Origin of the sequence: Mesorhizobium sp. BE184 (assembly GCF_031457045.1) — a bacterium.
In the GTDB taxonomy this organism is placed as follows: Bacteria; Pseudomonadota; Alphaproteobacteria; order Rhizobiales; family Rhizobiaceae; genus Mesorhizobium.
Window position 1 is genome coordinate 1 of record NZ_JAVDVU010000002.1, and the last position, 26475, is coordinate 26475.

Sequence of the window (26475 nt, forward strand, 5' to 3'; positions counted from 1 at the left end):
GCAGAACGAATGGACCAATCCGAATTAAAATTGGGGGGTCAAATTTGGATGCCGGTTACCCCAAAAACGGGGTCAAAATTGCACGCCGAAACACACCCGTGCGCGCCATCCACATCATGCCCTCGAAATAACGTCGATTGTCATGAGCAGGGCGGCATCCGCGCCCCCGTTCAGCAGGAAGAAGCGGACCGATCAGCGCCCATTCCTCGTCCGTCAAACCAATCCGTTCGCCCAAGGCTGCCTCCAAATGGAAGCCTTGAATCAAAACCGGATTCCTCAGTCAACCCTTGTCCATGAGCGCTAGCTTGAGTGCGGGGGGTTGGCCTGCTGCCGGTTTCGTGGACACCGAGACAAGGTGTTTTGACGGAACTGGAGAGTGGGAATGCGAAGAAGGAAGTTCAGCCGCAAGCTCAAGCTTGAGGCGGTGAGGCTGGTGAAGGGCGTTGCGGTGGCGCAGGCAGCCCGTGATCTGGATCTGCACCAGAACGTGCTGCGCAAATAAATTCGGGAACTCGGCGCCGATCCGCAGCGTGCGTTCTACCGGCCTACGGACAGATGAAGCCGGAGCAGCTTGAGATTGACCGGCTGCGCAAGGAAGTCGCGAAGCTGAAGGCGGAGCGCGACATCCTAAAGAAGGCCGCAGCCTTCTTCGCGAGGGAAGCGATATGAGATTCGCCTTCATTGCGCACCGGAGCCTTACTCATCACCATCCGCGGCAAGATTGCCGCTTGCGCGAAACGCGTCGTGCCGGCCTTCTGCAGAAGGTCGGCATGACGCACGAACGGCAAAGTGAAACCGCCAACATTGAGGGGGTTAGTTCTTCATGTCGCCAAAGGGGGTCAATCCCCGGAGTCGCTTGACAGGAATGTCAGTTGCTTCTCCAACTCAGGGAGGGCCTGGTAGAGATCGGCGACGAGGCCGTAGTCGGCGACTTGGAAGATGGGGGCCTCCTCGTCCTTGTTGATGGCGACGATGATCTTGGAGTCCTTCATGCCGGCGAGATGCTGGATCGCGCCGGAGATGCCGACTGCAATGTAGAGCTGCGGCGCCACCACTTTGCCGGTCTGCCCCACCTGCCAGTCGTTCGGCGCGTAGCCGGCATCGACCGCCGCGCGCGAGGCGCCAATGGCCGCGCCCAGCTTGTCCGCAACCGGCTCGATATATTTGGTGAAGTTCTCGCGGCTCTGCATGGCGCGGCCGCCGGAGATGATGATCTTGGCCGAAGCGAGCTCAGGCCGCTCGCTCTTGGAGAGCTCCTCGCCGACAAAGCTCGAGATAGCCGGCGCCTCCGCCACCTTCGCCTCCTCGATTGGCGCATTGCCGCCCTCGCCTGTCGCTGGGAAGGCGGCAGTGCGCACTGTAACCACCTTCTTCTTATCCTTCGACTTCACCGTCTGAATGGCGTTACCGGCATAGATTGTCCGCTCAAAGGTGTCGGGCCCGTCGACCTTGAGGATGTCGGAGATCTGCATAACGTCAAGGAGCGCGGCGACGCGGGGCATGAAGTTCTTGCCCGAGGTGGTCGCCGCCGCGATGATCGCGTCATACGGTTCGGCGAGCGACAAGATGAGCGCGGCAAGCGGCTCGGCGAGCGCATGCTCGTAAGCGGCATCGTCGACAACGAGGACCTTGCCGACGCCGTCGAGCTTGGCGGCCGCTTCGACCGCCGGCTGGCAGTCCATGCCCGCAACGAGGATATGCACGTTGCCGCCCATCGCCTTCGCGGCCGTGAGCGTCTTATTGGTCGCGTCCTTGAGCGTCGTGTTGTCGTGCTCGGCAATCAAAAGCGTGGTCATCAGAAGACTCCGGCTTCGTTCTTGAGTTTACCGACAAGATCGGCGACGCACGCAACCTTTACCCCCGCCTGCCGCTTCGGCGGTTCCGTGGTCTTGACCACTTCAAGGCGCGGCGCGACATCGACGCCGTAATCGCCCGGCACCTTCTCGTCGACCGGCTTCTTCTTCGCCTTCATGATGTTCGGCAGCGACGCATAACGCGGCTCGTTGAGGCGCAGATCGGTGGTGACGATCGCCGGCTTGTTGAGCTTCACCGTCTGTAAGCCCCCGTCAACCTCTCGGGTGACCAGGAACGCACTGTCCTCGACGGCGATCTTCGAGGCAAAGGTGCCCTGTGGCCAGCCGAGCAATGCCGCCAGCATCTGTCCGGTCTGGTTGCAATCGTCGTCAATCGCCTGCTTGCCCAGTATCACAAGGCCCGGTTGCACCGCCTCGACCACACCCTTAAGGATCTTCGCCACTGCAAGCGGTTCTACCGCGCTCTCGACCTTTACCAGGATCCCGCGGTCGGCGCCCATGGCGAGCGCGGTGCGGATCGTCTCCTGCGCCTGCTGCGGCCCGATCGAGACGATCACCACGTCGCTCGCCTTGCCGGCCTCCTTCAGGCGCAAAGCTTCCTCGACCGCGATCTCGTCAAACGGGTTCATCGACATCTTCACATTCGAAAGCTCAACCCCCGAACCGTCCGACTTCACCCGGACCTTCACATTGGAATCCACCACCCGCTTCACGGGCACGAGCACTTTCATCAAAATACTAACTCCCGTTCCGATACGAAAACTCGCTTACAACCAGTTGTTCTAGCGTTAGCGGCGAGATCTTTAGCCACCAATCAACGTTGCCGAAGGCAGCTGTGTGGCGTCAAAATTCGGAATCATCCGTTATGCCTTAGAGTCTGCGTCGAAACTCATGATGGAGGAGCTAAGCGCCGCGTGAGCGGCGTCACGGTGCGGCGTAAATGAAAGCTTTGGCTTCCAAATAGGCTTTGACAACCGCCTGGCACCCGCCACGAAGCCCCGGCTATTGATCCCCACGTTGACACGCGTCGACAATACGAACATGTCCGGACGGAGCATTGTCATGATCTCCTCTTCAGCTACTGACACGCAGGCTCTCTGGATCATGCGGGGTACGCTCCAGAATACTTACGGGCAGTCTGTTGCCTCGCACCAAGCAGTTGATCGTCTTGCCACCCCGCACCAAATCATCCTTCACGGATGCAAACGCGATGCCCGAACCTACGGACGGCCCATAGGTCGACGAATGGACGAATCCAACCACGTCATTGCCGTCGAACAAGAGATCGCCAATTTCGGGGGGAGATCCATCGAGATCGAACGATATGTGGACGAGGCGATAGGGCACGGGCCGTGCCGTATCAAGGATCGCGCGGCGACCAATGAAGCCTTCCTTACTCGGATCGACGAAGCGGCTGAGGCCAGCTGAAGTTGCTGTCTGACTTGTGTTGAAGTCTGCGCCCCAGATTGGCCACCCGGCCTCGAGCCGCAGGGTGTCGTACGCCTTAAATCCAAAATCAACTATTTGGAATTCCTCGCCCGCGGCCGCAAGCGCTTCGTAGATACCTATCTGATATTCGAGAGGGTGGTGAAGCTCCCATCCAAGCTCGCCGACCATATTGAAGCGCAATGCGCGCGCGCGACCGAACGCAATATCGATATCTGCAACCGTCAACCAAGGGAAATCGTCATTGGACAATTTCGCTTCGCTCACTTTGGCGAGCACTTCGCGGGCTCTTGGCCCTGACAACAGCAGCGCTCCATAGCGACCGGTGACATTCTCAAGCTGTACGCTTCCGTCCCTCGGTAATTGTTCATTCATCCAAGAGTAATGGTGCAGCTCCGCTTGCGGAGCAGCAGTCAAATAGAAGCGATTAGGCTCAACGCGCGCGATTGTCGTGAAGCACATCACTTGACCGCGCTCATTCAGCATGGGTGTGGAAACAATACTCCCGACGGCGGGGAGACGACGGGCGCAGAGCCGATCAAGAAAGGTACTGGCGGCCGGTCCAGATACTTCATACTTCGCAAGCGCCGTGAGATCGAGAATGCCAACGCTTTTGCGCACATCTAGTGCTTCGGCGCGCGCCTCCTCGACGCCGTTTGAACGCGCATTGCCTCGCGAGAACCACATAGGCGTTTCCCACCCAAGCTGGGCTGAGAAATGCGCCCCTTTAGCCTTGAGGCGATCGTAAAGCGCGCTAGCCCGCGCAGGCCGACCCGCTAACCGTTCCCCTGAGAGATCAACAGTTCCGAAGACATGCGCTTCGCTCAGCATGGCGCGAATAAACCGCTTGTTGGCGTAGCAGCCGAAGCGACTCGCATACAGCATAGAGACGTCGACGCTCGGACTGCCTTCGATCAGCCATTCGGCGGCGACATGCCCCAGTGCGGCTGCCTGGCTAATGCCGTTGGCGAATCCCGCCGATATGTGAACGTTTCGCAGTCCAGGTATGGGACCAATCAGGCCCTGCAAATCGGGGGTTCGACTCGTTGGACCACAGATCTCGGTCTTAATCCCAACCCGGCCGAGCGCAGGAACGCGCGCCATTGCGGATTCGAGACTATGAGCGCCCCGTTCGAGATCCACCGGAAAAAGCTCTTGACCAAAGTCGTCAGGAATTCCGTCGAGGAAGCAGTACGGTGTATGCGGCTCGTGCACGCCAATGAGCAAACCATTACGCTCCTGGCGAACATAGAACGGGACCGCGAAGTCGCGCAGCATCGGCACCTTGCGATCAAGTTGCCTGAGCTCCGGCACCTCATCGGTGACAAGGTATTGACGTTCGGTCGGCACAATTGGAATGTGTGCACCCGCCATGCGCGCAACGACCGGCGACCAAAAGCCAGCGGCAATCACCACGTACTCGGTGATGATATCGCCTTTGTCAGTGCCGACCTTCCATTCCCCATTCAACTGCTCGGTAAGACCAGTAACTTTGGTATGACGATAGATCTCCGCGCCCTTGGCGCGCGATGCGCGAGCGAAAGCGTGGGTCGTCATGCTCGGATCAAGCACCCCCTCGTCAGGTACGTAGGCTGCGCCAAGAATACCGTCGAGTTCCATCAGGGGATGCAGCTTCTTAATCTCGTCCGGCCCGATCATGTGATAATCAATGCCGACCGCTCGGGCGCTTTCCGTGCGGCTCGCATATCGCTCAAGCAGATCATTTGTTTTTGCGATCAGGATTGATCCCGTGCGGGTCCAACCGAGATGCTCGCCCGTCTCGTTCTCCATTTCGCGATAGAGCTTATAAGCGAGCACATTGAACTGGTTGACGGCTCGATTACCGTCAGCAAGAGAGACGTTTCCAGCAGCGTGCCAAGTCGTTCCCGCGGTGAGGTCCATGCGCTCGATCAGCACCACATCCGTCCAACCGTTCTTGGCCAAGTAGTAGAGGATGCTACAACCGATGACACCTCCGCCGATCACGACGACACGGGCATGACTCTTCATCTGGATACTCCCAATCATTTTGAAGGCTCTTCGCCGGCGGCGAGAAGAACAGTTGCATACGCGGACATGCCGACGCGCACCCGCCCAAGCAGCGTCAGGAATTCACCCTGCAAAAAATTGACAGATCGACATCTGCAAGCGTGCTCGCGCGAGAGCCTGTATAGGCCTTAGCACCGCGATCAAGCCGAATGATCGACTCGACCCCTTGGCAAGAAAGTGATCTACCCAACCGACAGCTCCTTGTACGCGCCTTCGACCGGCCACTGGCGGGAGAATGGCAGAAGTGCCGCTCGACCGCAATACAAAAGTGTAGACAGCACGACACACAAACAAATCGGCAGGCCTTTTATGTCGCTGCCGCGTGGCCGCGTCGCCTCCTGCAACAATCGCCGGGCAATCGGCGCCGCATCGAGCGTCTCCCAGCGTCTGCTGCCGGGGCAGACCCTCGACAGCTTCGAGTTCGAGGCCGTGCGATGATCTCCAAGGCGCAGGTCATGGCCATCACCGACGGCGACGGCTGGCTCGAAAAGGGCGCCAACCTTCCGGGGGAGAGCCATCTCTCCGCAGCTGCGCGCCAGAATGCTTGCTGGCGGCTGCTTTCGGGTGACGACTGGCGCGTCTGCCGGACCGTCGGGCCTGTTCCTTCGTGGTGCCGATCGCAAGATGATCCGCTACCAGTCGGGCAGTCCGGCGAAGACCGAACTGCGCTGTCGGCTAGGCTCGACCATTCTGTGCTCTATGCGCGTTCCACGGCTGTTCGAGGATCTGTCGCTCGCCCGTTTCGATGGCCGCTTTCCCCGCCTCTTCGACAAGCTCACCCGCGAGCAACTGCTCATTCTCAACGACTTCGGAACCCACAGCCTCACCGACCAGCAGCGCTTCCAGCTGTTCGAAATCGTCGAGAAACCGCTATCGGGGCAATCCACCCTGATCACTGCCCAATTCCCGGTGGCCAAGTGGCATGACCTGATCGCAGACCCCACTGTCGCCGACGCCATTCTCGACCGGGTCGTTCACAATGCACACCGCAGCGCACTTCAGGGCGACAGCATGCGAAAGAAAAAAGCAGCGCCCCTCTTGACCGGCAGCGAAAACGGCGAAATCAATCACCAATGACGACAATCAGGCACACGAGGACCATCGCCGCCAAGCTGTCCGCAACTTAGTGAAACTACTGTCCGCGACTTAGCGGAATCCCTGTCCGGCTTTTGCAAAATACGCAGTTCGTCCTGCTGCGGCGGGAGGGCTACCCGTCGGGGATCAACCTCTTCCGAGAGGAAGGGACGCTTCGCAAGCGCCGGGCCCGGCGACGAGCGGTTGGCACGCGAGCGAAAATGTTGGGTGGATCGCGGTAGACGTTCGACGAGCCGCCGAACATCGAAAGTGCGGCCCTCCCTCTCCCTTCTCCTCAGGAATGCTGCGCGAATGCGCGCCGTATCGGGCGCGCACGAAGGGCAAGACGGAGAGCGGCGTCGTGAAGAAGAACGCGATTGCGGGGCATTCTTTCACGAGCTGGGCGGCCTTCGAGACGGATCTCGCCCGGTAGGATTGCCGATTGCGCCGTGCCATGCCGACATGGGCAATTAGCTGGTGATGATGGTTGAACGACGCCCGTAGCGATCCTTGAGGAATTCGAGGAGGTCATGACAGGCTTGGTCGTCGAGCGGCTCCAGGCCCCAATCGTCGAGGATCAGCAGTTGCACACTGCCGTGCTTGCGCAGCAGGCGGGATAGCGACCACACGGCGCGATCAGGAACAACGTCCCGGCCGCGCTCATGAAATCGGCCCACGCAGCCATCCCGTGTTGCTGATCAAGGCCGGACTCTAGCGCCAGCCGAGAGCGCATTGGGGAGCGGTCCATCCGCCGGCAGGGTAACCTATAGGCGAGGACAAATCGGGGAGCACGTTACTCAGGCAGCCGGCTATGCCCCCCCGAGGAAGTCGACCCTGCTCTAGATGCCATTGAACGCATTCGCCGCCGCAACTTTCCTCAAAACGGTAGACTACCATCGGCGGAATGGGTGATCATCGAGATTGCGTCAGAGCCCTGTTTCAATGCTGTTGACAGTGGGCACGCGATGCCTCGCTGCGCAGCCAACTGCTTCGTTGCGATCACTCTGCAGCAATCGTAGGGTCATCCTCACCGATACTACTGATTTCGTTCGCCCCTGCGAATATCTCGCCATAGCCGATTTTGATGATTTCAACGATCTGTTGATAGCGGCGGCGTATATGACTTTCCATCAACCGGCCAGCCTCATCTGGGGCCCGTGAAGCGATAGCGCGCGCAATTGCAATGTGTTCCTCGCGCGAATTGCGCCGCGTACGCCTATCGATCCAACGCGCAAAATGAATCCGATTATTCACGCCGCGCAACACGTTGACGAGTTCCGGATTGCCGGTCAACTCCGCAATCTTAATGTGGAAGGTCTCATCTTGACGGAGCAATTCAAGTTCATTGTCCAGCTCTTCCTCCGCAGACACCATTTGCATTAAGCCTTCCAGAGCCTCATCGCTTGCTCGTTCTGCTGCCAGTCTGCTGGATTGGATCTCTAGTGAACAGCGCAAATCGTAGAGGTGATATACCTCCTCGGGGTCCAGAGACCGGCGGAAGAAACCGAGGTTGGGCTTCACCACAAGGAATCCCTCCGCCACCAGCCGATTAAGGGCTTCCCTCAACGGAGTGCGGCTGACGTTCAGTTTCGCCGCAAGTTCTACCTCATTGATTCGTTCACCTGGCTTCAAGGCATAAGTGATCGCCATCTGTTGGACACGATCATAAACTCGGCTAGCGGATCGGACCAGTTGTTGCTTAGCTTCAGTTTTCAAGCGTTCCTCGCAACCTGCTAATTAGGAATCAGAACGGCATAGGGAATTGTAGGATATCCAGTGGATCGCTTTGTGTACAGATGGAGGAGATTAATCTTTTGGCAATGACCTGATATGGTGGACGGCCTCCGCTCCCGGAATCGCAATGTGCCAAAGTGTGGCTGTCGAAAGTCACATGAGGGAGAACCGTCCATGGAAAGGGTTAGCCCAATCAGCCTGGATATCGCCTCACATTTCCGATTAGCGCATCGCCAGCGGCTCAGCAGGAGCTTCACTGTCACCGGCTTGCCCTGGACCGGCAGATCCTGGAGGCTACGGTTGACCAGCCTGCGCCGGCCGCCATGACGCAGGGCGGATCCCAGCCCTCGATCGGAAAGGGCCGCTCATGAGCGCCGGTCGCGACGATCTCCAGACCTTTCGTGTAGTCGCCGCCGAGGATCCGCCGCAATCGGGTCGAACTCCCTCCGACATTGCGATAGATTTGCCAGCCGGCTCCCTGCCCTCGTCGAGAAGCAAGATGGCTGCGCCAAATCGTGCAGCGGTAGGCGCCGTGGCGGCATCAGCCGGCCGGCGCCGATGACGACGACGTCGAAAACACCGTTCTCCGTCATCGCACAGGTTCCCGCCGCCCGGACTGCCGCTCCACAGCCATGCCTTCGCGAAGGAGGGTCGGGCAGGCCTGCCGGCTGTCGGTCCCGTCGATCACGACGAGGCAGTCGAAGCAGGCGCCGGATCATGCAGAAAGCGGAGCGTTCTGCGCCGCTGACGGGCGTCGTCCGCCAGACCCGCACGCCCGCCTATTAGTGCGGCGGCAACGCTGTCGCCTTCCCTGCCGACTCACTGCCTGGCTTCGGAGGTGAAGGTTATCTCCGCAGTCTTCCACTCAAGCTGCTCGAACATCGGACCTCGCAGTGTCGAAGGAGCTGGCAAGTCCTGAGAGGGCGGCCGTCGACGATCTGACGCGCAAGGGTGCGCACATGAGCCGCCGCCAGCGTGACGCCGCTGTGGCATGCGCAGGCGAAGGTTCCTGGGATTGGTGGAGGATTGCTGGTATATCGGCAGCCCGTCGGGCGACATGACCCGCAGAGCTGCCCAGCTGCGCACCACGGCGAGCCATGCGATCACCGGGAACGCCGCCACCGCCCGTGCCGCGGTCACGCCGCGGTCACGCTGAGGACTCCCGGGATGGTCGCGTCGTCGGTACCCTTTTCCTCGACGGAATCGCCCAGCATCACGCCGCCTTCATCCGTCTGGCGGATGGTCGAGATCGGCTGCGGCAGAAACGGAACAGCCTTTTCCGTGACGATGACTTGGCCTGTCTGCGGCCGGACGGGTATGTCCAGGTCGATCTGGGCGCCCAGCCGGCGGGTCTCGAGGCCGGCGGCGACGACGACCGTCTGCGCGGTCGTTCACTCGTCATCCGCCACGATCGCGAAGCCAGCGCCGTCGCGGCCAATCTTCGTGACAGGCGTACCTGGGAGATAGTTCCCGCCGAGCCTGCAGAAAGCGGCAATCAGGGCGTGGTAAGGCTGGAGTGAGTTTACGTTGCCGCCGCGTGGCAAAAAGCTGGCCCCCGCCATCGAAGGTCCGAGGGCAGGGAAAATCCTCCACAACTCGTCTGCTGCCACCATCGGCACCGGGTTCGAGTGCATGCCGCTCCAGCACGGCCAGCCTTCGCGCGAACTCGCCCGCGTCGAAGTACCGATAGTAAGTTCGAGCCCAGACGTCCGAAAGCTCCTTTGCAAACCTCGTCCAAAAGCCGATGGACACCTGAGTCCAGCGAGCATAGGAGGGTGCGCCAACACTTTTGGCCTGGCCCACACGAGGGCGAAACTTCCGCGTGAGGCACGATAGGCGGAATCGTATCCGTCAAAGCGGACCCACCGAGAGTCCGAGGTTGAGGATGCCGTAGGCTATCGCCAGTCCTACAGTGCCGCCCCCACACGATCGCGACATCCTGTGCGCTTGCCTCGACGGCTCGCTGTACGAATAGCCTCGGGCACGCTCTCACTCACGCCGATCAACCTGTCTACACTTCTGAATTGCAATCAATATTCATTTGTTGCAGATCGTTCGGATCCGCTGTATGGCAATTGGTGTCAGACAGACATAAAGGGACAGGAGATCGCGAAGATGGGTGCGGACAAGCAGATGAATCTGGGATTCCTGTTCCAGATCTCAGGGGTCCATTATGGCGGTTGGCGCTACCCAAGCGCTCAACCAAAGCGCGCGGCGGACATCCGCTATTACGCCGAGGTTGTGCGCACGGCCGAGCGGGGTAAGCTCGACTTCTGCTTCCTGGCAGACAGCATCGCCGCCTACGAAGGCAGTGCCGAAAAGCAGGACCGCTCCAAAGAAGCGCTGATGGCGGCCGAGCCGAAGCGCCTTCTCGAGCCCTTCACGCTCCTGGCAGCGCTCGCGATGGTCACCGAGCACATCGGTCTGGTGACCACCGCGACGACGACCTACAATGAGCCTTATACGATCGCGCGCCTGTTTGCCTCGCTGGATCACATCAGCAATGGCCGCGCGGGATGGAATGTGGTCACATCGGCCAATCTCGCAGAGGCACATAATTTCGGGCGTGACAGCCATGTCGAACACGGAGACCGCTACGCCCGCGCGGAGGAATTCATCGACGTTGTCTTCAAGCTTTGGGACAGCATCGAGGATGGCGCCTACATTCGCGACAAGCTGGCGGGGCAATATGGGCTCAGCGACAAGATCCATTTCATCAATCACGTAGGAGAGCACTTCAAGGTGCGCGGCCCGCTTAACGTACCGCGCCCGCCGCAGGGTCATCCTGTCATCGTGCAGGCAGGCTCCTCCCAACCCGGCAAAGAGCTCGCCGCCCGCACGGCGGAAGTTGTCTTCACGGCGCAGCAGACCCTTGCCGACGGCAAGGCCTTCTATTCGGACGTTAAGGGGCGCATGGCCAAGTACGGCCGGTCGAGCGATAGCTTGAAGATCCTGCCTGGCGTGGTGGTCTACGTCGCAGAGACGGAATCTGAAGCGAAGGCGAAGTATGAGACGGTCAGCAATCTGGTTCCGCCTGATTTCGGCCTGTTCATGTTGTCGGACCTTCTGGGCGAGATCGACCTAAAACAGTTCGACATAGATGGGCCGCTGCCCGAGGACCTGCCCGAGGCGAAGGGATCACAGAGCCGACGCGACGTGATCATCAACCTGGCGCGGCGGGAGAACCTGACGATCCGTCAGCTGTACCAGCACATTTCCGGCGCGAGCGGCCACCGCAGCCTTTGGGGCACGCCGAAGCAGATAGCCGACCAGTTCGAGCAGTGGGTATATGAGGGAGCTGCGGATGGCTTCAACATCCTGCCTCCCTACCTGCCCGAAAGCATGACCGACTTCGTCAATTTCGTGGTGCCGGAACTTCAGCGCCGCGGCCTTTTTCGTACCGAGTACGAGGGCTCTACGCTGCGGGACCGTCTCGGCCTGGCGCGGCCGAAGAATTCTGTGGCGAAACCATCTTGAGCAGAGATAGCAGCCGAGACAGGCGAACCACCCTTGGGGGTGTATATCCCCAAGAAGCCGCTGCATAGGATGGTGTCGGCGACGAGGGGAGGCGAAGGCGCCCGGTGGCCCACAGCAATCATTCGCGAACTACAGGATCGACTGTAGAAGCGGCCCCGCCGTTCCATACGCCGGTGGTGACCAGCGCCGCGAGACTCTAAGACCGGCTCAAGGAAAAGGCGGTTTCCTATCATTTTAGGCGGGCGAACGGATCAACGAGGTCGAACTCGCGGCGCAGCTCAAAGTGAGCCGCACGCCGCTCAGTGAGGCTTTGAACCGTCTCGCCACCGAGGGATTTCTCACCACCACGGCAAACAAGGGCTTCTTCGCGCGTGTGCTGGAGGCGAACACTTTGTTCGACCTCTACGAACTGCGCGCCTTCCTGGAGCAGGCCGCCGCGCGCCTCGCCTGCCAGCGTGCTTCCGACGAAGAGATCGCCGCCCTGCGTGACTTTCTGCTGGAACAGGACGATAGCGAAGAAATCTCGGCTGGCGAGATGCTGAAATTGGACGAGGAGTTTCACCTCCGCCTCGTCGGCTTGTCGCAGAATGAGGAACTCCTGAAGACGGTGCGGTCAAACTCCGAACGGATTCGCTTCGCACGAGGGATCGACTTGTGAGCGCGCCGCCTGAGCCACGGACAGCATCTGTATATGACCACGCTTCTCACCGAGAGAAAGAAAGAGGAATGCACCGCCTACGTGCTGGCTCATATCCAGAAGCATTTCGATCAGATTCGCGAGATCAATCGCGGCGCCGTTACGGAGATCTACACCCGCGACAGCGAGAGCTCTCGTAAGGCTCGCTGATGCTCAACGCGCTGGACCTGTCTTTCCAGCCTTTTCGGTCGATCACGCATCTTTGGATCGCTGAATGGCCATAACACCTAATCCGCCGCGGAAGAACACCAGCGGCGCGCCCCCCTTGCCTGTCCGCGATGCGACGACGCGGCCGACCAGAAGCTTGGCATGATCGAGCTCGACCACGCGTTCCACCACGCAATCGAAAACGCCGGCCGCGGTTGACAATGTTGGCGAACCGGTCGCCAGGGTCTCCCAATCGTCGGGCCGGAAGCGCTCCGCAGCCGATGCTCCCTTCTTCATGAAGGTCCGGGCGATCGCGTCGTCTCGGGACGAGAGGAAGTTGACGGCGAACGCTCCGGATCGACGGATCGGCCCAAAAGCCTTGTTTCCCGGGCCGAGTGCGGCCGAAAGAAGCGGCGGGTCGGCACTCACATGCGCCACGGAGAGGCCGACGAAACCGACAGGCTCATCCCCCGCAGCGGTCAGCACCGTAAAGCCGATCGGCCTTTCCCCCAACACTTCCCAGAAAGGCGCAATCTGCGCGCTCTTAGCTGCATGGTTCGGCTTCGTCATCGGTCGCCTTAGCTCCTTTTGGCGCCAAAGCTGTTCAGGATCTGGACGATGGCGATGGACAGCCCGACGATCACCAGGATGAGCGTCGAGACTGCGGCGAGCGATGGATCGATCTTGTAGCTCATTTCCTGCCAGAGCTGCTTTGGCAGTAGCGGCGTTCCCGCATCGGCGACGAAGAGTGCAATCGCCAGCTCATCCATCGCCTTGACGAATGCGAAAAGGAACGCCGTCACCATCCCCGCCTTGAGAAGGGGCAGGGTGATGCGCCGGAAGGCAACGCCGCGGGTCGCGCCCAGCGTCCAGGCGGCTTGGTCGAGCCGCTCGTCGTAGTTTCGCAGCACCGCCATAACAGTGATCACCACATAGGGCAGCGAGAAGATCGTATTGCCTATGATGAGGCCGATGTTCGTGCCGACGAGACCAACCTTGGCGTATAGATAGAAAAGACCCACGGCGACGATGATGTGGGGAAGCACCATGGGCAGAAGCATCAGGCTGATAATAACGCTCTTCCCGATGACCCGTTGACGGGCCAGCACGAAGGCCGCCGGCACGCCCAGGACCATCGATAGCGCAGCCGTTGCAAGTCCGACGCCGATCGAACGAAAAGTCGCATCAACCCAGATCGCGGACGAGAAATAGATCTGGTACCACTGCCACGTGAAGCCTTCAGGCGGCCAAGCAAGGAACCGGTTTTCCGAGACCGAGATGGGAATGAGGAAGAAGGTAGGCAGCGCGAGAAAAGCTATGCCGATGAGGCCGAGGATCCACAGGAACGGTCGGCGTTCCTCCCCGAGACGCCGGCGGCGGTAAGGCAGGATTTTGCCGAGTAACATGCCGGCATAGACAGATCCCCATCCGATGCCGGAGACAAGCTGCCGGCCCAGGTCGCCGGACAGCCTGCCTAACCCTCCCTTGCGGGTGCTGGCGCCTGCACGAACTTCTCCTGTCAGGCTGGAGAGGCCGAGCGTACGATCAAAGACGACAACGACCAGAATGGTTGCCGCGAGGAGCACGACGCTCAGCGCCGCCGCGAACTCCCAGTTGAGCGCCTCCTCGAGCTGGACGATGATGAGCTGCGCAAGCATGATATTGGATGGGCTGCCGAGGAGCTGCGGCGCGATGAAGAAGCCGAGTGCCGTGACGAAGACCATGAGACCGCTGGCCGCGACGCCCGGCAGAGAAAGCGGGAAATAGACCCGCCAGAAGGCCATCGACTTACTCGCGCCGAGCGTGCTTGCGGCGCTCGACAGGCTGCGGTCGATGTTCAACATCACCGACAGCATCATGAGGATGGCGATCGGCATCAGAGCGTGGACCGAGCCGACCATGACACCGAAGAAATTGTAGATCAGGTCCAAAGGCCGCTCGATCAACCCAAGCGAGAGCAATGTCCGGTTGATCACGCCCTGAACTCCGAGGATCACCATCCAGGCGAGCACACGCACCAGGAAGCTGGTCCAAAGAGGCACCAGGATCCAAATCAACAGCGGATTGCGGTGGCGCGCGGAGATGGTCGCGATCAGGTATGCTATGGGATAGCCGCCGACGATGCAGAACAGCGTCGTCCAGGCCGAATAGCTCAGCGTATTCAGCACAACCTGGAAATAGGTCGTGTTGGCGACTAGGCGCTCATAATGCGCGACGGTCGGTACACCCTTGTTGTCAAAAAAGCTGAGAAAGAGGAGCTGCGCGACCGGAATCACGAAGACGATGGCCAGGAAGGCCACCGCAGGAACAAGCGGCAGATAGCGGGCGAGCAGGCGCCTGTCGGCTCTGGTCGCCGGCAACTCGGTTGCGATCACCGTCATCGCCCGACTTCCGCAGCTAGGTGGACCGTGTTGCACGCATCCCAACCAAGGCGAACGGTCTCGCCCGGATGATGCGGTGCGCCCTTTTCGTCACTCCAGTTGACGGCGACCAACCGCTCTCCGGTAATGAGCCTTGCAACGTGTCGGCTAAACGCGCCGAGCATGATCGTATCCTCCAGAATCGCGTCGACGACCGTGTCAGCCTTTTCCCCCTCCCTCAGGAGGCGGATGTTTTCAGGCCGTACCATACATTTGCTGGTCGCGCTGGCGGGTGTGGGAGCAATGAAGTTGGCGTGACCGACGAACTCCGCGGCGAAGACGCTGCGCGGGCGGAAGTAGATCTCGGACGGCGTTCCCAACTGCGCGATGCCGCCATCGTTCATCAGGCAAATGCGGTCGGACATTGCCATCGCCTCCTCCTGATCGTGCGTTACGTAGAGGATGGTCGCTCCTAATTCCTTGTGTAGGCGCCTGATCTCCGTCTGCATGTCGTCACGCAGCCTTTTATCGAGTGCGCCAAGCGGCTCGTCCATCAGGATGATCGAGGGCTCGTATACCGAGCATCTGGCAAAGGCCACGCGCTGCTGCTGGCCGCCGGAAAGCTCACGGGGAAGTCGGTCACCGACATGCGGCAGTTGCACCACCTCAAGCATCCGTGCGACACGCCGGTCGATCTCGGCACGCGGCAGGCGGCGCATCTCAAGCGGGAAGGCGATGTTTTGCGCAACCGTGAGATGCGGGAACAACGCATAATTCTGGAAGATCAGGCCGATGCCACGGTCGTGCGGCGGCGTATCGGTGGACAGGCGGCCATCGATCCAGACGTCGCCGTGGTCGCAGGCCGTGAGCCCGGCGAGTATCTGCAGGAGCGTGGACTTCCCTGAACCGGAGGGGCCAAGAAGCGTCAGAAATTCTCCCTCTGGTACGTCGAGGGTGGTTGGCCGCAGCGCCCGGACGGATCCGTAGCTCTTGGCAACTTGGTCTAGTCGTAGTTTCGTCTTCATTGCATATCCTGCTCGACCGTGCGGCGCCATGCGCCACGGCTGGCTCCAAAGTTTCCCTCAGTGTGCATACCGGCTATGCGGGTACTTAAGTCCAAGATTCTCACGTAGCGTCACACCCTCGTATTCGCCGCGGAATACACCCCGATCCTGGAGGATCGGCACTACGATATCTACGAAGTCGTCCAGGGAGCCGGGCAGGTAAGGAGCCGCGACGTTGAACCCATCGCAGGCCCCTCGCTCAAACCAGTGGACGAGAGTGTCCGCTACCTGCTCTGCACTTCCCACGAGCGAGAGATGACCGCGCCCGTTCGCTACCTTCTCGTAAGGCTGGCGAATGGTTAGGTGTTCGTTGCGCGCCTGCTCCGGCATCGCCTTGCCGATGCTCTGAATCCTGTGATTCTCCACCTGAGGCAGGGGATCGTCAACGTCGTAATTCGAAACATCGCCGACCTTGTCGAACAGGAGGGCGTCGTCATCCCAGCTGTCCCACAACCCAAGCACAACGTCGATGAACTCGGTCGCGTGCTCGTAGCGAATGTCGATGTCGATCTGCTCCTTCAGACTGAAATTGAGCGCCTCCGCATCGGACCACGCTAGGGTGCTGAATCCTGACAGCGCCTGCTCCTCCCCGGCATTCTCGCGGATTGCAACGCCATCCGCGAAGAAGATCATATCGAAAAGTCCCCGCTTGGCTGTGCGGGCTGCCGCAAGATAGTGCGGCAAGCCCATCTCGCTGCGCGGATCAACATCGGGGTGCCGCCAAGCCGCAACATGGTAGCCTATCCCCCGGACAGACAGTCCGAGTTTCATCTTGTCCTGGCGGCCCACGACCCGGGTCCTCAGCCGCGCAAGATCCATTCTTCGAAGCGGGTGTTGGCCGCTTCGCCATGCTCGAGCCAGAACTGTGCGTCCTGCTCGCGCATCTTGGCCAGATTCTCCGGGTAGGTGGGGAGCGTCCGGGCGAAGTCGGCGTCGAGATGGTCGAACGCCTTCGGGTGCATCGGCCCCATCAGCGTGGACTTCATGAACTCTGCCTCAAGCTCGGGCTGGGCCGCGAACTTGATGAACTCGCGAGCGACGTCACCCTGTGGGCTGCCTTTGGGAATGGCCCAGCCTTGCGTGGTGAAGTAGCCGTCCGTGTAGCTGATGCCAACGGGAGCTCCGTCGTTCTTGAGCTTCTGCGCCCGATGGCTGCTGATGGGAAAAATGTCGAGGTCGCCGCTGCCGATAAGCTGGTCCATCTGCGGATCGGATTCCCACCACACAGCAATGTGCGGCCGGATCTCGTCAAGCCCGGCGAAAACCTTGTCCCACCCTTCGGGCGTCTTGAGAGTCGGATAGATATCTTCAGCCGGAATGCCGATCCCGCGGGCCGTCATTTCGATTGCGTCGACCGCGCGCTTACGGAGCGACCGGCGGCCCGGAAACTGCGCGACGTTCCACATGTCGCGATAGGATTCCAGGCCCTGAGGGAACGACGTCTCCCGATAGGCCATGGTGAAGCAATAAAGGCCGTAGGGCAGCCAGTCGGGCATTACGTTCTCGGCCGGTCGGTCGGCTATATCCGGCGAATTAACGTCGATGGGATCCATCAGATCAGCTTCTCTGAGACGGAAGTATAGGTCCTTGGTCACGCCCGCCGCCATGCTCCAGCGATAGGCGCCAGTCTCGACAGAGATCTTGAACTCGTTGAAGGGAAAGTCCTTCGATACGACACCGGTCGCCTTGATCCCGGTTGCGGCTTCGAACGGTTTGAAGAACGCGAGTTCCCATATGTCGCCGTAGCCGCCCGGCACCCGGACCGTAAAGGGTTGCTGCGCCCAGGCCTTGCGCAGGAAGGTCGGAGCAGCCAGGGCACCTGCGGCAAGGCCCCCGACCTTCAAGAAAGTGCGGCGCGACGTTCCGATCGGCATGTTTCTCTCCATTATGATGCTCGCTTCTGTTCCCCGGAGCGCGGGGGAACCGAGCTCCCCGCGGTTGGCAGCGCAGACTGAATACATTTTTGAATTTTATTCTGCACTTCGCTCACTATGACTCTCCCATTCGTGCTTGGCAACCCCAAAAAACGTCGGTTTGGGATATCGTGCACAAAAATGTATTCATTAACGTGCACCATATTGCGCAACACCGATGGAGGGGATAAGAGGTTTCGAGAAACTGTGGTGGAGACCTATGCGCACCAAGATGACCGTTGTGATTGGAGCCGGCATGGTCGGCATCGCCTCGGCTCTCTGGCTTCAGCGAGCAGGCCGAAAAGTCATCGTGATCGACTCCCATCCTCCGGGCACCGGCGCCAGCCACGGCAACGCCGGCTGCTTTAACGGGTCGTCGGTGGTGCCGATGTCGATGCCGGGAATTTGGACGAGCGTACCGCGCTGGATGCTCGACCCGCTCGGTCCATTGTCGATCCGACTGGCCTACATGCCGACCCTCTTTCCCTGGCTATGGCGTTTCCTTCGAGCCGGCCGGCGGGAGGAGGTGAAGAAACAAGCGGCGGCGCTGCGCGCGTTGCTCGGGCCCACGCTTCCCTACCTCAAGCAACTCGCTGCCGGGGCGGATGTCGACGACCTGATCCGCGAGCAGGGTCACCTCTACGTCTATCGTTCAGAGAAAGCCCTGGCCGGCGACCGTTTCGGCTGGCAGCTTCGCGGGGACGCCGGCGTCCAACTCGATTGGCTGGATCGACGCCAGCTCCAAGACTTCGACCCCGCCCTATCGCCGTCCTACACGCACGGCGTTCTGATCCGCGAAAATGGACATACGACAGATCCGGGCGACCTCGTCCTGCGTCTGGCGGAGCATTTCGTCAGGCAGGGCGGCGCCATCCACCGTGCCAAGGCAACCGGCTTTCGGCTTGACGGAGGGCATCTGCAATCCGTCGAGACTGAGGACGGGGTCGTGCCGGCCAACTCTGCCGTAATAGCCGCCGGAGCCCATTCCAACGCGCTCCTGAAGATGCTCGGCGACTGGGTCCCCCTGGAGACGGAGCGTGGATACCACGTGATGATAAATGATCCCGAGTCGCAGCCGCGCGTTCCGACCTGCGACGCATCCGGCAAGTTCGTCACTACACCGATGAAGCATGGACTGCGCCTGGCGGGGACGGTGGAGCTGGCGGGGCTTGAACTGGCGCCGGACTGGAAGCGGGCCCGCGCTCTGATCAAGCTGGGCCAGAAGATGCTGCCTGGGCTTCCGGCGTGCATTGCGGAAGAGCGCCTCGTGCTCTGGATGGGTCACCGCCCGAGCCTGCCCGATTCCCTGCCGGTGATCGACAGGGCGAGCCGGTGTCCGGACATTGTCTATGCCTTCGGACACGGCCATGTCGGAATGACCGGCGCGCCGATGACCGGTCATCTCGTCGCTGACTTGATCCTCGGCCGCCCCCCGAAGATAGACCTCGCGCCGTTCCGGCATACACGTTTTTAACAGGAAAGGACCCAGATGATACAGCGCGGCCAGCAGACCCCGATCTTCCATCGTTACGTGCGGCATGGCGACACGCTCTATGTCAGCGGCCTTGTCGCCAACGATCTCAGCCAGACAATTGGCGGCCAGACCCGGGACATCGCCGAACGCCTCGCCGAAATCCTGGCCGAGGCCGGTTCCGACATGGGCCGCATACTTCAATCGACGGTCTATATCACCGATATGTCGATGAAGGCCGAGATGAACGAAGCCTGGAAAGCCTGTTTCCCGGCCGAGACGCTGCCAACGCGAGCAACAATCGGAGTTGCCGACCTGGGACGGTCGGTACTCATCGAAGTGGTTTTCGTCTGCGCCGTCTGAGCGGCCGAGGCGGTGGCCGGCAAAGAAGCTGCGGTCGCCTCTCAATCGAGCTGAAAGTATGGACATGATCTCCTGGTCGGCGCGTGTCACCGGCGAGCGTGCCTCCGCCGAGACGTGCGATGACCGTCCACGGCGCATCACGCTGTCAGCGGAGGGATGCCGGTGACGACGATCGGGCGTTCGTTCGGAGCGATGGCCTTTCAGGCCAGAGCGATCCTGGGCATCCGCACCGTCCGGGTTTTCTGCGACAGCTTCGTAGCATTGCTGATCCCGCTCTACCTGACTTCGCGCGGCTTTGACGCCGTAGCTGTCGGCACGATTGCCTCCTGCATGCTCCTTGGTTCGGCCTTCACGCTGGGCGCTGCTGGGGCGCTCGCGCACCGCCTTGGCGTGAGGGCACTGCTCTGCGTTGCCAGCCTCGGCATGGTTGTTTCGGGCGTGGGTTGGTCGATGGACCCCGCCCTGCCTTCGCTAATGCTGATCGCCTTTTTCGGTTCGCTGAACCCGCATGGCGGCGAGGCGAACCTGTTCCGCCCTATCGAGCATGCGGCGCTCGCCGATCTGGTACCTGCAACTTCCCAAGCGACGGTCTTCGGCTACTATTCCTTCCTGGGCGCCCTGGCGGGTGCGTTTGGAGCGCTCTCTATCGGCGCCCTGCCGACGCTGTTCGACGCGCTTAGCGAACGGACGACCTCGACGGCGATCTTTATCGGCTACGCCGTCATGGGCATTGCTGTCTGCGCGATCTATGCCCGGATCGACCTGCACAGCTCGGAAACGCCGCGCCAGCGCGCTCTTGCTCCCGGTTCGCGCGGCAAGGTGCTGAAGCTGACGGCGATCTTCTGCGTCGACGCATTCGGCGGCGGCTTCATCGTCAATGCGCTGATCATCCTATGGCTCACGAACCGGTTTGGCGCCTCGATGGTGGAGAGCGGAGCGCTGTTCTTCACAGCTGGGGTGATGGCCGCGGCGGCTCATCTTCTCGCAGCACCGATCAGTCGCCGGATCGGCCTCGGCGGCACGATGCTGGTCGGCCATGTCCCCGCCAGCCTGCTGCTGATCCTCGCCGCGCTCGCGCCTAGCTTCGGCATCGCCGCGGCCTGCCTCGTCCTGCGCGGTTTCCTATCGCAGCTCGACGTACCGACACGCGCAGCCTTCGTCTTTAGCCAAGTTGCGCCGCAGGAGCGAGCGGCCGCCATCAGCGTCACCCTAATGCCGTTCAGCCTGGCTGCGGCGGTGGCACCCTTTCTGTCGGGCTGGCTTTTGCTGTCATCCTCGACGGTCGGCTGGCACCTCGTAGCAGCTGGCCTCATCCGATTGATCTACGCGGCCCTTTTTCTCTGGTTCTCGGTGAAGGATAGCCCGAACGGATAGCCAGACGGCGATCAGGTCAGGCATCGATCTCAATGGCCATGCCGCTGGCTACCGCCAGATCGACAGCGGCAGACGCAACGGCCAGATCCTGAACCCCGACGCCGGTGCCGTCAAACAGCGTGATTTCTTCCATGCTTCGGCGTCCGGGATGGTCGCCGTTTATGACATCGCCGATAGAGACGATTTGCGCCGGGTCGAGCAATCCCTGGGTGAACGCGTGCTGGGCCTCGCCAATGGATATTGATTGTTCGATCTCGTCCGTGAAGACCGTCGCTGCCCCGACAATTTCCGGAGCGATCTCCTGCTTCCCCTTCGTGTCCGTGCCCATACAAGCTAGGTGCGTGCCGGGTCGTATCAGGCCTGCCGGGATGATGGGAGCGAAAGACGAGGTGATGGTGATGATGACATCGGCGCTTGCGCACAACTGCTCCAAGCCCGCCGCATGGAACGGCACGCCTCTCTCCTGCGCCACCTTTGCCAGACGCCCGATTTTTTCGGGCGTCTTGTTCCATCCGAGGACCTTCTCGAACTGCCGCTGCTCAAGTGCTGCCTGCAGCTGGAAAGTGGATTGGTGACCGGCGCCGACAATGCCGAGCACTCTGGAATCGATCCGGGCAAGGTGCTTAATCGAAATTGCGGAAGCGGCGGCCGTCCGCAAGGCCGTCAGCAGGTTGCCGCCGACAACGGCGCGGCACCGTCCGGTGTCCGCGTCAAAGAGGAATATCATCGACTGGTGGTTGGTCAGTCCCCTCGATGCGTTGTTCGGCCAATACCCGCCCGACTTCAGGCCCAGCGCAAGGTTCTCGCGGTCGAATCCCGACTTGAACCCATACAGCGCATCGGCATGGCCGATAGCTTCCCGTATCACCGGAAAATTTCGGGCCATCTTGCGGGCAGACGAAGCAAACACCCGCTCCACGGCCATGAGACAGTCGGCCGCGGACACAAGGCGGACAATATCGCGTTCGGGAATGACGATCATGATGCCCTGCCGCGTGGAGAAGCCGGGAACCGCGTCACGACAAACCTCAATATGCCTTGCCGCGGGCCGATATCGGCCAGACGGTCTCGACCTTGCCGTTGCGGACTCCGACGTACCAGTCGTGAACGTTGCACGTGGGATCGCAGTGACCCGGAACGAGACGAAGCTTTTCGTTGATCTTGAGAACACCGGCCGGATCCTCGATGACGCCGTGCTCGTCGCTGCATTTGATGTATTTCACATCGTCGCGGCCGTGAACGAAGGGGAGCCCGCTATCGACCGACTGCGCCTTCAGGCCGGCATCGCAGATTGCCTTGTCGGCCTTGGCATGGCTCATCACCGAGGTCAGGATGAAGAGCGCGTTCTCCCATTCGCCTTGATCGATGCGCTTGCCTTCCCGGTCGAGGATACGCCCGTAGTCGGCGTCCATGAACGCGTAGGACCCGCACTGCAGTTCATTGTAAACTCCAGACGCCGCTTCGAAGTAATAGGAGCCGGTTCCGCCACCCGAAACGAGCTCGGGCTCCAGTCCCGCTGCCTTCAGGCCCGCGACGGCTTCCTTCACCTGGGCAATGGCAGCATCCAGCTTGGCCTTGCGGTCTTCATAGCCCTCGATGTGCTGCATGGCGCCCTGATAAGCCTGAATGCCGCTGAAACGCAGGTGCGGCGCGGCGTTGATCGCCCTGGCGATCGAGACCACCTCCTCGGTGATTTTGACACCGCAGCGGCCGGCTCCACAGTCGATCTCGACGAAGCATTCGAGGATTGTGCCATGGGTCTCAGCCGCAGAGGAAAGGTCGGCCACATTCGCCAGATCGTCCAGGCAGACGATGACGCGTGTGCCCAGCCTGGGCATGCGGGCGAGCCGATCAATCTTGGCGGGGTCGCGTACCTGGTTCGACACGAGGATGTCCTTGATACCGGCACGGGCGAAGACCTCCGCCTCTGACACTTTCTGGCAGCACACTCCCACGGCACCTCCCAGTTCCATCTGCAGCTTCAGCACGTCTACGGACTTATGCATCTTGCCATGGGCGCGGTGGCGGATGCCGTGCGCCTTGGCATAGTCGCCCATCTTCATGATGTTGCGCTCCAGCGCGTCGAGATCGAGGATCAGGCACGGCGTCTGGATGTCGGACTCGTCCATACCGATCGCTGCAGGGATGTCGAAGCCCACCTCGTAGCTGGCAAGATCAGCGGGTGCGTTCATTGGGATCCTCCTCAGTTCCATGGCAGTTTGTCGAGATCGACGTTCCCGCCTGTTACGATGACGCCGACCCGCTTGCCGGCGAATATCCTCGGATTTTTCAGGATGGTTGCCAGCGGAACCGCGCTGGAGGGCTCCATGACAATCTTCAGGCGCTTCCAGGTCAGCTTCATGGCATCGACGATCTCCTGTTCGGAAGCTGTCAGGATGTCGGCGACATGGTTTCGCACGAAGTGCCACGTCAGCTCCTTCAGCGGCACCTTCAGCCCGTCGGCAACGGTGTTTGGCGAGTCGTCCGCGATGATCTGACCGGCCTTGAAGCTGCGGCAGGCATCATTGGCCTGCTCCGGTTCGGCGGCGTAGATCTTTATCCTCGGCGCCAAGCTGGAGAGCGTGAGGCAAGCGCCAGATACCATGCCGCCGCCGCCAATGGGAGCGATTACCGCGTCGAGGCCTTCCACCTGTTCGATCAGTTCCGCCGAGCAGGTCGCCTGCCCCGCAATCACCCGAGGGTCGTTGTAGGGGTGGACGAACTCCGCGCCCGTCTCGGCCACGAGCTGCGCGAAAGCCGCCTCGCGGCTGGAGATCGAAGGCTCGCATTCGACCACGCTTCCGCCATATCCCCTGACGGCATCCTTCTTGGCCTGCGGTGCGGTTTTCGGCATGACGACCGTGCAGGGAACCCTGCGTTGACGGGCCGCGTAGGAGAGGCACGTGCCGTGATTGCCGCTCGAATGCGTCGCCACCCCCCTCGCCGCCTGTTCGTCCGACAAGCCAAATACGGCATTGCTGGCTCCACGCGCCTTGAACGCACCGCCCTTCTGGAAATTCTCGCACTTGAAGAAAAGTTCCGCCCCGGAAAGCTCGTTCAGCATGCGCGAGGAAAGCACCGGCGTCACGTGGATGTGGGGCGCTATGCGAGCCCGCGCGGCCTGCATGTCTGCGAGCGTGGGAATAACCATGGTGAACCCCTTCCTATGCGGCCTTCTGCCTGCTGTTGCCGGTACCACCACAGAGATAGTGCTCCTGCGCGGCTGCTACGCCTGAGCCCAGCCTGACCGGCAGCCCCAGATCCGCCATGACCATCTCGGCTGCGGCAATACCGGAAAGGGCCATCGTCTCTGTCAGGCTGCCGAGATGGCCAATGCGGAATGCCTTGCCGGCCAACTCCCCGAGGCCGGTGCCGAATGAAACGCCGTAGGCGTTGAGCGCATGCGCCACGAGCCTGTTCGCGTCAAAGCCGTCCGGAACGCGGATCGCGCTCACCGTGTCGGAATAAAGCTCCGGTCGCATCGCGCAGAGCTGCAGCCCCCAGGCGCCGACCGCACGGCGGATGCCTTCTGCTATGCGATGATGCCGTTCGAAGACATTTTCGAGACCTTCCGCAAGCAGCATCTCGGTGGCGGACCTAAGGCCGTTCAGCAGGCCGACTGGTGGTGTGTACGGGAAGCCGCCCGCGGCATAGGCGGCGGCCATGTCGCGTATATCGAAGTAGGTGCGCGGCAACCCTGCCTCGCTCATGGCCTGCATCGCTTTCGGAGATATGCCGAGGATCGCCAGGCCCGGTGGCAGCATGAAACCCTTCTGCGAGCCCGTGACGGCGATGTCGACGCCCCACTCGTCCATGCGGAAATCCATCGAGCCGATCGAGCTCACGCCGTCGACGAAGAGCATCGCAGGGTGCATGGCCGCGTCGATGGCGCGGCGCACAGCCGCGATGTCGGAACGCACGCCCGTCGCCGTCTCGTTGTGCGTAGCGAGAACGGCCCTGATCCGATGCGATCCGTCCGCAGCCAGGATTTCTTCAATACGGTCGGCGGGAATGCCTTCACCCCATTCCCGCGGGATGACGATTACATCAAGCCCGTGCCGCCGGCACATGTCGATCCAGCGATGGCTGAACATCCCGTTGCGCGTCGCCAGCACCTTGTCACCAGGCGAAAGTGCGTTGCTAATAGCCGCTTCCCAACCGCCCGTGCCGGTTGCCGGGAATACGATCACCTCGGCCTGTTCGCTCTTCAGCACCTTTTTGACGCCGCAGAGAGCGGGGCCGAGTATCTCGGCAAACAAGGGGCTGCGATGATCGATGGTCGGCATGTCGACAGCTTTGCGCAAGGCTTCCGGAATGTTGGTAGGTCCCGGAATGAAGATCGGATTCTGGTTACTCATGACGACTAATCCCTGCTCGAGGAGACGATTACCACAGGTTCTCGGCCGGGTAAATTTTTTTGATAGTTTTTTTCATAATTCCTTTTCAAGACTATAGGTTTTGAAAAATCAATATGTTACAATTTTTTAATTGATGTTCTTTGTGAGAATCGTAAAATGGGGGATGAGCTATGGCACCAAAAGCGTCCATGCGGCGTGGGCGACCTAAGAGTGTTAATCCGCCCTCCTCCTCTACGGGCATCCAGGCTTTGAATCGGGGCCTCGATGTGCTGGAAGCACTTGCTTCCCATGAGGGCGTCACGCTGACCGAGCTTTCGGTGCATCTCGGCCAGTCGGCGGCCACGATGTACCGTGTCCTGACGACGCTCGAGCAGCGCCGCTACGCCGAGGCCAGCCCGGAAGGCCAGTGGTTCGTGGGGCCGGAAGCTTTCAAGCGCGGTTCAGCTTTCCTGCGCCGCACCAATATCGTCGAACGCAGCCGGTCGGTAATGCGCGACCTGATGTCGAAGACGGGCGAGACGTCCAACCTCGGTATCGAGCGCGAAGGGCATGTACTGTTCGTCAGCCAGGTGGAGTCGCACGAGATGATCCGCGCCTATTTTCCGCCCGGTGCCATATCGCCCCTGCACGCCTCGGGCATCGGCAAGGCCTTGCTCAGCGCCTTCGACGAGGAAGGGCTGGAAGGGTTCATCAAAGGGGCGACTTTCACGCGTTTCACCGACAAGACGATTGCATCCGCCGGCAGGCTGCGCGAGGAACTGCAGGCCACTCGCCAGCGAGGCTACGCAGTCGACGACGAGGAGAGGACCATAGGCATGCGCTGCGTCGCCGCCTGCATCCTGAACAGGTACTCCGAAGCCGTGGCCGGAATCTCCGTCTCCGGTCCGACTGCCAGGATGCCGGACGTGCGGCTCCGCGAGATAGGAGTTCTTGTCACCGATGCCGCGCGCGAAATCTCCAGGCGTCTGGGTGCAGACTGAGCCTCACCTCCAACCCTCTCGCGTCGCCGGGAGAGAGACCATGTCATTGGCTCGTGAGCTTCATACACTGTGATGGGAGCGGAACAAACTTGGGGGTAACGATTGCATCCGATCATGAGCGCTTTGGCGACAGAACCGGGATGAGCGCGCAATG

23 protein-coding genes and 4 pseudogenes are annotated in these 26475 nt (G+C 60.9%); 10 read left to right on the forward strand and 17 right to left on the reverse strand.

Translation table 11 applies throughout. The annotated features are described in order from the left end of the window. Positions 1-55: 55 nt before the first annotated feature. Positions 56-265, reverse strand: a complete 210-nt coding sequence (locus tag J2X35_RS19820) for a transposase (protein ID WP_405023199.1) — start codon at positions 263-265, stop codon at positions 56-58. Between the two features lie 117 nt (positions 266-382). Here J2X35_RS19820 and J2X35_RS08180 point away from each other — a divergent pair. Then, positions 383-698, forward strand: a pseudogene (locus tag J2X35_RS08180) (transposase); the annotation flags it as partial. Between the two features lie 141 nt (positions 699-839). On the opposite strand, the gene J2X35_RS08185 reads toward J2X35_RS08180, so the two are convergent. The 3 genes from J2X35_RS08185 to J2X35_RS08195 form a co-directional block, all read right to left on the reverse strand. Beyond that, positions 840-1796, reverse strand: a complete 957-nt coding sequence (locus J2X35_RS08185) for an FAD-binding protein (protein ID WP_310183770.1) — start codon at positions 1794-1796, stop codon at positions 840-842. After that, positions 1796-2545, reverse strand: a complete 750-nt coding sequence (locus J2X35_RS08190; protein WP_110378280.1) for an electron transfer flavoprotein subunit beta/FixA family protein — start codon at positions 2543-2545, stop codon at positions 1796-1798. Before J2X35_RS08190 ends, J2X35_RS08185 begins: the two co-directional genes overlap by 1 nt. 343 nt (positions 2546-2888) lie before the next feature. After that, entirely contained in the window at positions 2889-5270 is a 2382-nt protein-coding gene (locus J2X35_RS08195; protein WP_170147532.1) for an FAD-dependent oxidoreductase, read from the reverse strand. Between the two features lie 423 nt (positions 5271-5693). Here J2X35_RS08195 and J2X35_RS19825 point away from each other — a divergent pair. Then, positions 5694-5887 (forward strand): annotated as a pseudogene (locus J2X35_RS19825) (hypothetical protein); the annotation flags it as partial. 46 nt (positions 5888-5933) lie between these two features. Continuing rightward, positions 5934-6386: an ATP-binding protein gene (locus tag J2X35_RS08205; RefSeq protein ID WP_281064293.1), complete on the forward strand. Its 453-nt coding sequence runs from the start codon at positions 5934-5936 to the stop codon at positions 6384-6386. 470 nt (positions 6387-6856) lie between these two features. Here J2X35_RS08205 and J2X35_RS08210 read toward each other — a convergent pair. The 4 genes and pseudogenes from J2X35_RS08210 to J2X35_RS19835 all read right to left on the reverse strand — a co-directional run. Next, positions 6857-7000 (reverse strand): annotated as a pseudogene (locus J2X35_RS08210) (ATP-binding protein); the annotation flags it as partial. Between the two features lie 382 nt (positions 7001-7382). Beyond that, entirely contained in the window at positions 7383-8099 is a 717-nt protein-coding gene (locus tag J2X35_RS08215) for a GntR family transcriptional regulator (protein ID WP_210206586.1), read from the reverse strand. Positions 8100-8706: 607 nt separating this feature from the next. Further along, a pseudogene (locus J2X35_RS19830) lies at positions 8707-8817 on the reverse strand (2Fe-2S iron-sulfur cluster-binding protein); the annotation flags it as partial. Positions 8818-9253: 436 nt separating this feature from the next. Then, the gene (locus J2X35_RS19835) at positions 9254-9460 is read right to left on the reverse strand and encodes a hypothetical protein (protein WP_405023215.1); all 207 of its coding nucleotides are present in this window, start codon (positions 9458-9460) and stop codon (positions 9254-9256) included. Positions 9461-10064: 604 nt separating this feature from the next. Here J2X35_RS19835 and J2X35_RS08225 point away from each other — a divergent pair. The 3 genes from J2X35_RS08225 (at position 10065) to J2X35_RS08235 (ending at position 12441) form a co-directional block, all read left to right on the forward strand. After that, positions 10065-11594, forward strand: a complete 1530-nt coding sequence (locus J2X35_RS08225; RefSeq protein ID WP_310183777.1) for an LLM class flavin-dependent oxidoreductase — start codon at positions 10065-10067, stop codon at positions 11592-11594. A 250-nt stretch (positions 11595-11844) separates the two neighbouring features. After that, positions 11845-12252, forward strand: a complete 408-nt coding sequence (locus J2X35_RS08230; RefSeq protein ID WP_281064295.1) for a GntR family transcriptional regulator — start codon at positions 11845-11847, stop codon at positions 12250-12252. A gap of 33 nt (positions 12253-12285) precedes the next feature. Beyond that, positions 12286-12441, forward strand: a complete 156-nt coding sequence (locus J2X35_RS08235; protein WP_310183780.1) for a hypothetical protein — start codon at positions 12286-12288, stop codon at positions 12439-12441. Positions 12442-12483: 42 nt separating this feature from the next. Here J2X35_RS08235 and J2X35_RS08240 read toward each other — a convergent pair whose 3' ends face one another. The 5 genes from J2X35_RS08240 to J2X35_RS08260 are packed head-to-tail and all read right to left on the reverse strand — an operon-like array spanning position 12484 to position 17823. Beyond that, positions 12484-13008 carry a flavin reductase family protein gene (locus J2X35_RS08240; protein ID WP_110378290.1) on the reverse strand — a complete coding sequence of 175 codons (525 nt, stop codon included), beginning with the start codon at positions 13006-13008 and terminating at the stop codon, positions 12484-12486. 8 nt (positions 13009-13016) lie between these two features. Beyond that, entirely contained in the window at positions 13017-14819 is a 1803-nt protein-coding gene (locus J2X35_RS08245) for an ABC transporter permease subunit (protein WP_310183782.1), read from the reverse strand. Continuing rightward, on the reverse strand, positions 14816-15823 hold the full coding sequence (locus J2X35_RS08250; RefSeq protein ID WP_110378292.1) for an ABC transporter ATP-binding protein: 1008 nt from the start codon (positions 15821-15823) through the stop codon (positions 14816-14818). The genes J2X35_RS08245 and J2X35_RS08250 overlap by 4 nt, the downstream gene beginning before the upstream one ends. 57 nt (positions 15824-15880) lie before the next feature. Continuing rightward, on the reverse strand, positions 15881-16633 hold the full coding sequence (locus J2X35_RS08255) for a hypothetical protein (protein ID WP_110378334.1): 753 nt from the start codon (positions 16631-16633) through the stop codon (positions 15881-15883). A 29-nt stretch (positions 16634-16662) separates the two neighbouring features. Continuing rightward, on the reverse strand, positions 16663-17823 hold the full coding sequence (locus J2X35_RS08260) for an extracellular solute-binding protein (protein WP_310183788.1): 1161 nt from the start codon (positions 17821-17823) through the stop codon (positions 16663-16665). Positions 17824-17995: 172 nt separating this feature from the next. Here J2X35_RS08260 and J2X35_RS08265 point away from each other — a divergent pair, with 172 nt between their 5' ends. The 3 genes from J2X35_RS08265 (at position 17996) to J2X35_RS08275 (ending at position 20983) form a co-directional block, all read left to right on the forward strand. Next, positions 17996-19249, forward strand: coding sequence for an FAD-binding oxidoreductase (locus J2X35_RS08265; RefSeq protein ID WP_110378294.1), 1254 nt, complete (start codon positions 17996-17998; stop codon positions 19247-19249). A 15-nt stretch (positions 19250-19264) separates the two neighbouring features. Further along, complete coding sequence (locus tag J2X35_RS08270) at positions 19265-19609, forward strand: RidA family protein (protein WP_110378295.1); 345 nt, start codon at positions 19265-19267, stop codon at positions 19607-19609. Positions 19610-19771: 162 nt separating this feature from the next. Continuing rightward, on the forward strand, positions 19772-20983 hold the full coding sequence (locus tag J2X35_RS08275; RefSeq protein ID WP_170147536.1) for an MFS transporter: 1212 nt from the start codon (positions 19772-19774) through the stop codon (positions 20981-20983). A gap of 16 nt (positions 20984-20999) precedes the next feature. Here the strand turns inward: J2X35_RS08275 and bhcD are convergent, their stop codons facing one another. From bhcD to bhcA, 4 genes are read right to left on the reverse strand one after another with little or no spacing between them, the layout of a single operon-like run. Beyond that, positions 21000-21965 carry an iminosuccinate reductase BhcD gene (bhcD, locus tag J2X35_RS08280; protein WP_110378297.1) on the reverse strand — a complete coding sequence of 322 codons (966 nt, stop codon included), beginning with the start codon at positions 21963-21965 and terminating at the stop codon, positions 21000-21002. A 46-nt stretch (positions 21966-22011) separates the two neighbouring features. Further along, the gene (gene bhcC, locus J2X35_RS08285) at positions 22012-23175 is read right to left on the reverse strand and encodes a 3-hydroxy-D-aspartate aldolase BhcC (RefSeq protein ID WP_310183799.1); all 1164 of its coding nucleotides are present in this window, start codon (positions 23173-23175) and stop codon (positions 22012-22014) included. An 11-nt stretch (positions 23176-23186) separates the two neighbouring features. Next, positions 23187-24134, reverse strand: a complete 948-nt coding sequence (bhcB, locus tag J2X35_RS08290; protein WP_310183801.1) for a beta-hydroxyaspartate dehydratase BhcB — start codon at positions 24132-24134, stop codon at positions 23187-23189. 13 nt (positions 24135-24147) lie between these two features. Continuing rightward, positions 24148-25341: an L-aspartate--glyoxylate aminotransferase BhcA gene (gene bhcA, locus J2X35_RS08295; protein WP_310183802.1), complete on the reverse strand. Its 1194-nt coding sequence runs from the start codon at positions 25339-25341 to the stop codon at positions 24148-24150. Between the two features lie 170 nt (positions 25342-25511). On the opposite strand from bhcA, the gene bhcR reads away from it, so the two are divergent. Beyond that, positions 25512-26321 carry an HTH-type transcriptional regulator BhcR gene (bhcR, locus tag J2X35_RS08300; protein ID WP_405023200.1) on the forward strand — a complete coding sequence of 270 codons (810 nt, stop codon included), beginning with the start codon at positions 25512-25514 and terminating at the stop codon, positions 26319-26321. Positions 26322-26475: the final 154 nt, after the last annotated feature.

Bases quoted from the DNA above. Each gene is read 5' to 3' on its own strand.
- J2X35_RS08185 (WP_310183770.1), bottom strand. From the start codon at position 1,796: ATGACCACGCTTTTGATTGCCGAGCACGACAACACGACGCTCAAGGAC.
- J2X35_RS08190 (WP_110378280.1), bottom strand. From the start codon at position 2,545: ATGAAAGTGCTCGTGCCCGTGAAGCGGGTGGTGGATTCCAATGTGAAG.
- J2X35_RS08195 (WP_170147532.1), bottom strand. From the start codon at position 5,270: ATGAAGAGTCATGCCCGTGTCGTCGTGATCGGCGGAGGTGTCATCGGT.
- J2X35_RS08205 (WP_281064293.1), top strand. From the start codon at position 5,934: ATGATCCGCTACCAGTCGGGCAGTCCGGCGAAGACCGAACTGCGCTGT.
- J2X35_RS08235 (WP_310183780.1), top strand. From the start codon at position 12,286: ATGACCACGCTTCTCACCGAGAGAAAGAAAGAGGAATGCACCGCCTAC.
- J2X35_RS08240 (WP_110378290.1), bottom strand. From the start codon at position 13,008: ATGACGAAGCCGAACCATGCAGCTAAGAGCGCGCAGATTGCGCCTTTC.
- J2X35_RS08245 (WP_310183782.1), bottom strand. From the start codon at position 14,819: ATGACGGTGATCGCAACCGAGTTGCCGGCGACCAGAGCCGACAGGCGC.
- J2X35_RS08250 (WP_110378292.1), bottom strand. From the start codon at position 15,823: ATGAAGACGAAACTACGACTAGACCAAGTTGCCAAGAGCTACGGATCC.
- J2X35_RS08255 (WP_110378334.1), bottom strand. From the start codon at position 16,633: ATGAAACTCGGACTGTCTGTCCGGGGGATAGGCTACCATGTTGCGGCT.
- J2X35_RS08260 (WP_310183788.1), bottom strand. From the start codon at position 17,823: ATGTATTCAGTCTGCGCTGCCAACCGCGGGGAGCTCGGTTCCCCCGCG.
- J2X35_RS08265 (WP_110378294.1), top strand. From the start codon at position 17,996: ATGCGCACCAAGATGACCGTTGTGATTGGAGCCGGCATGGTCGGCATC.
- J2X35_RS08270 (WP_110378295.1), top strand. From the start codon at position 19,265: ATGATACAGCGCGGCCAGCAGACCCCGATCTTCCATCGTTACGTGCGG.
- bhcD (WP_110378297.1), bottom strand. From the start codon at position 21,965: ATGATCGTCATTCCCGAACGCGATATTGTCCGCCTTGTGTCCGCGGCC.
- bhcC (WP_310183799.1), bottom strand. From the start codon at position 23,175: ATGAACGCACCCGCTGATCTTGCCAGCTACGAGGTGGGCTTCGACATC.
- bhcB (WP_310183801.1), bottom strand. From the start codon at position 24,134: ATGGTTATTCCCACGCTCGCAGACATGCAGGCCGCGCGGGCTCGCATA.
- bhcA (WP_310183802.1), bottom strand. From the start codon at position 25,341: ATGAGTAACCAGAATCCGATCTTCATTCCGGGACCTACCAACATTCCG.
- bhcR (WP_405023200.1), top strand. From the start codon at position 25,512: ATGGCACCAAAAGCGTCCATGCGGCGTGGGCGACCTAAGAGTGTTAAT.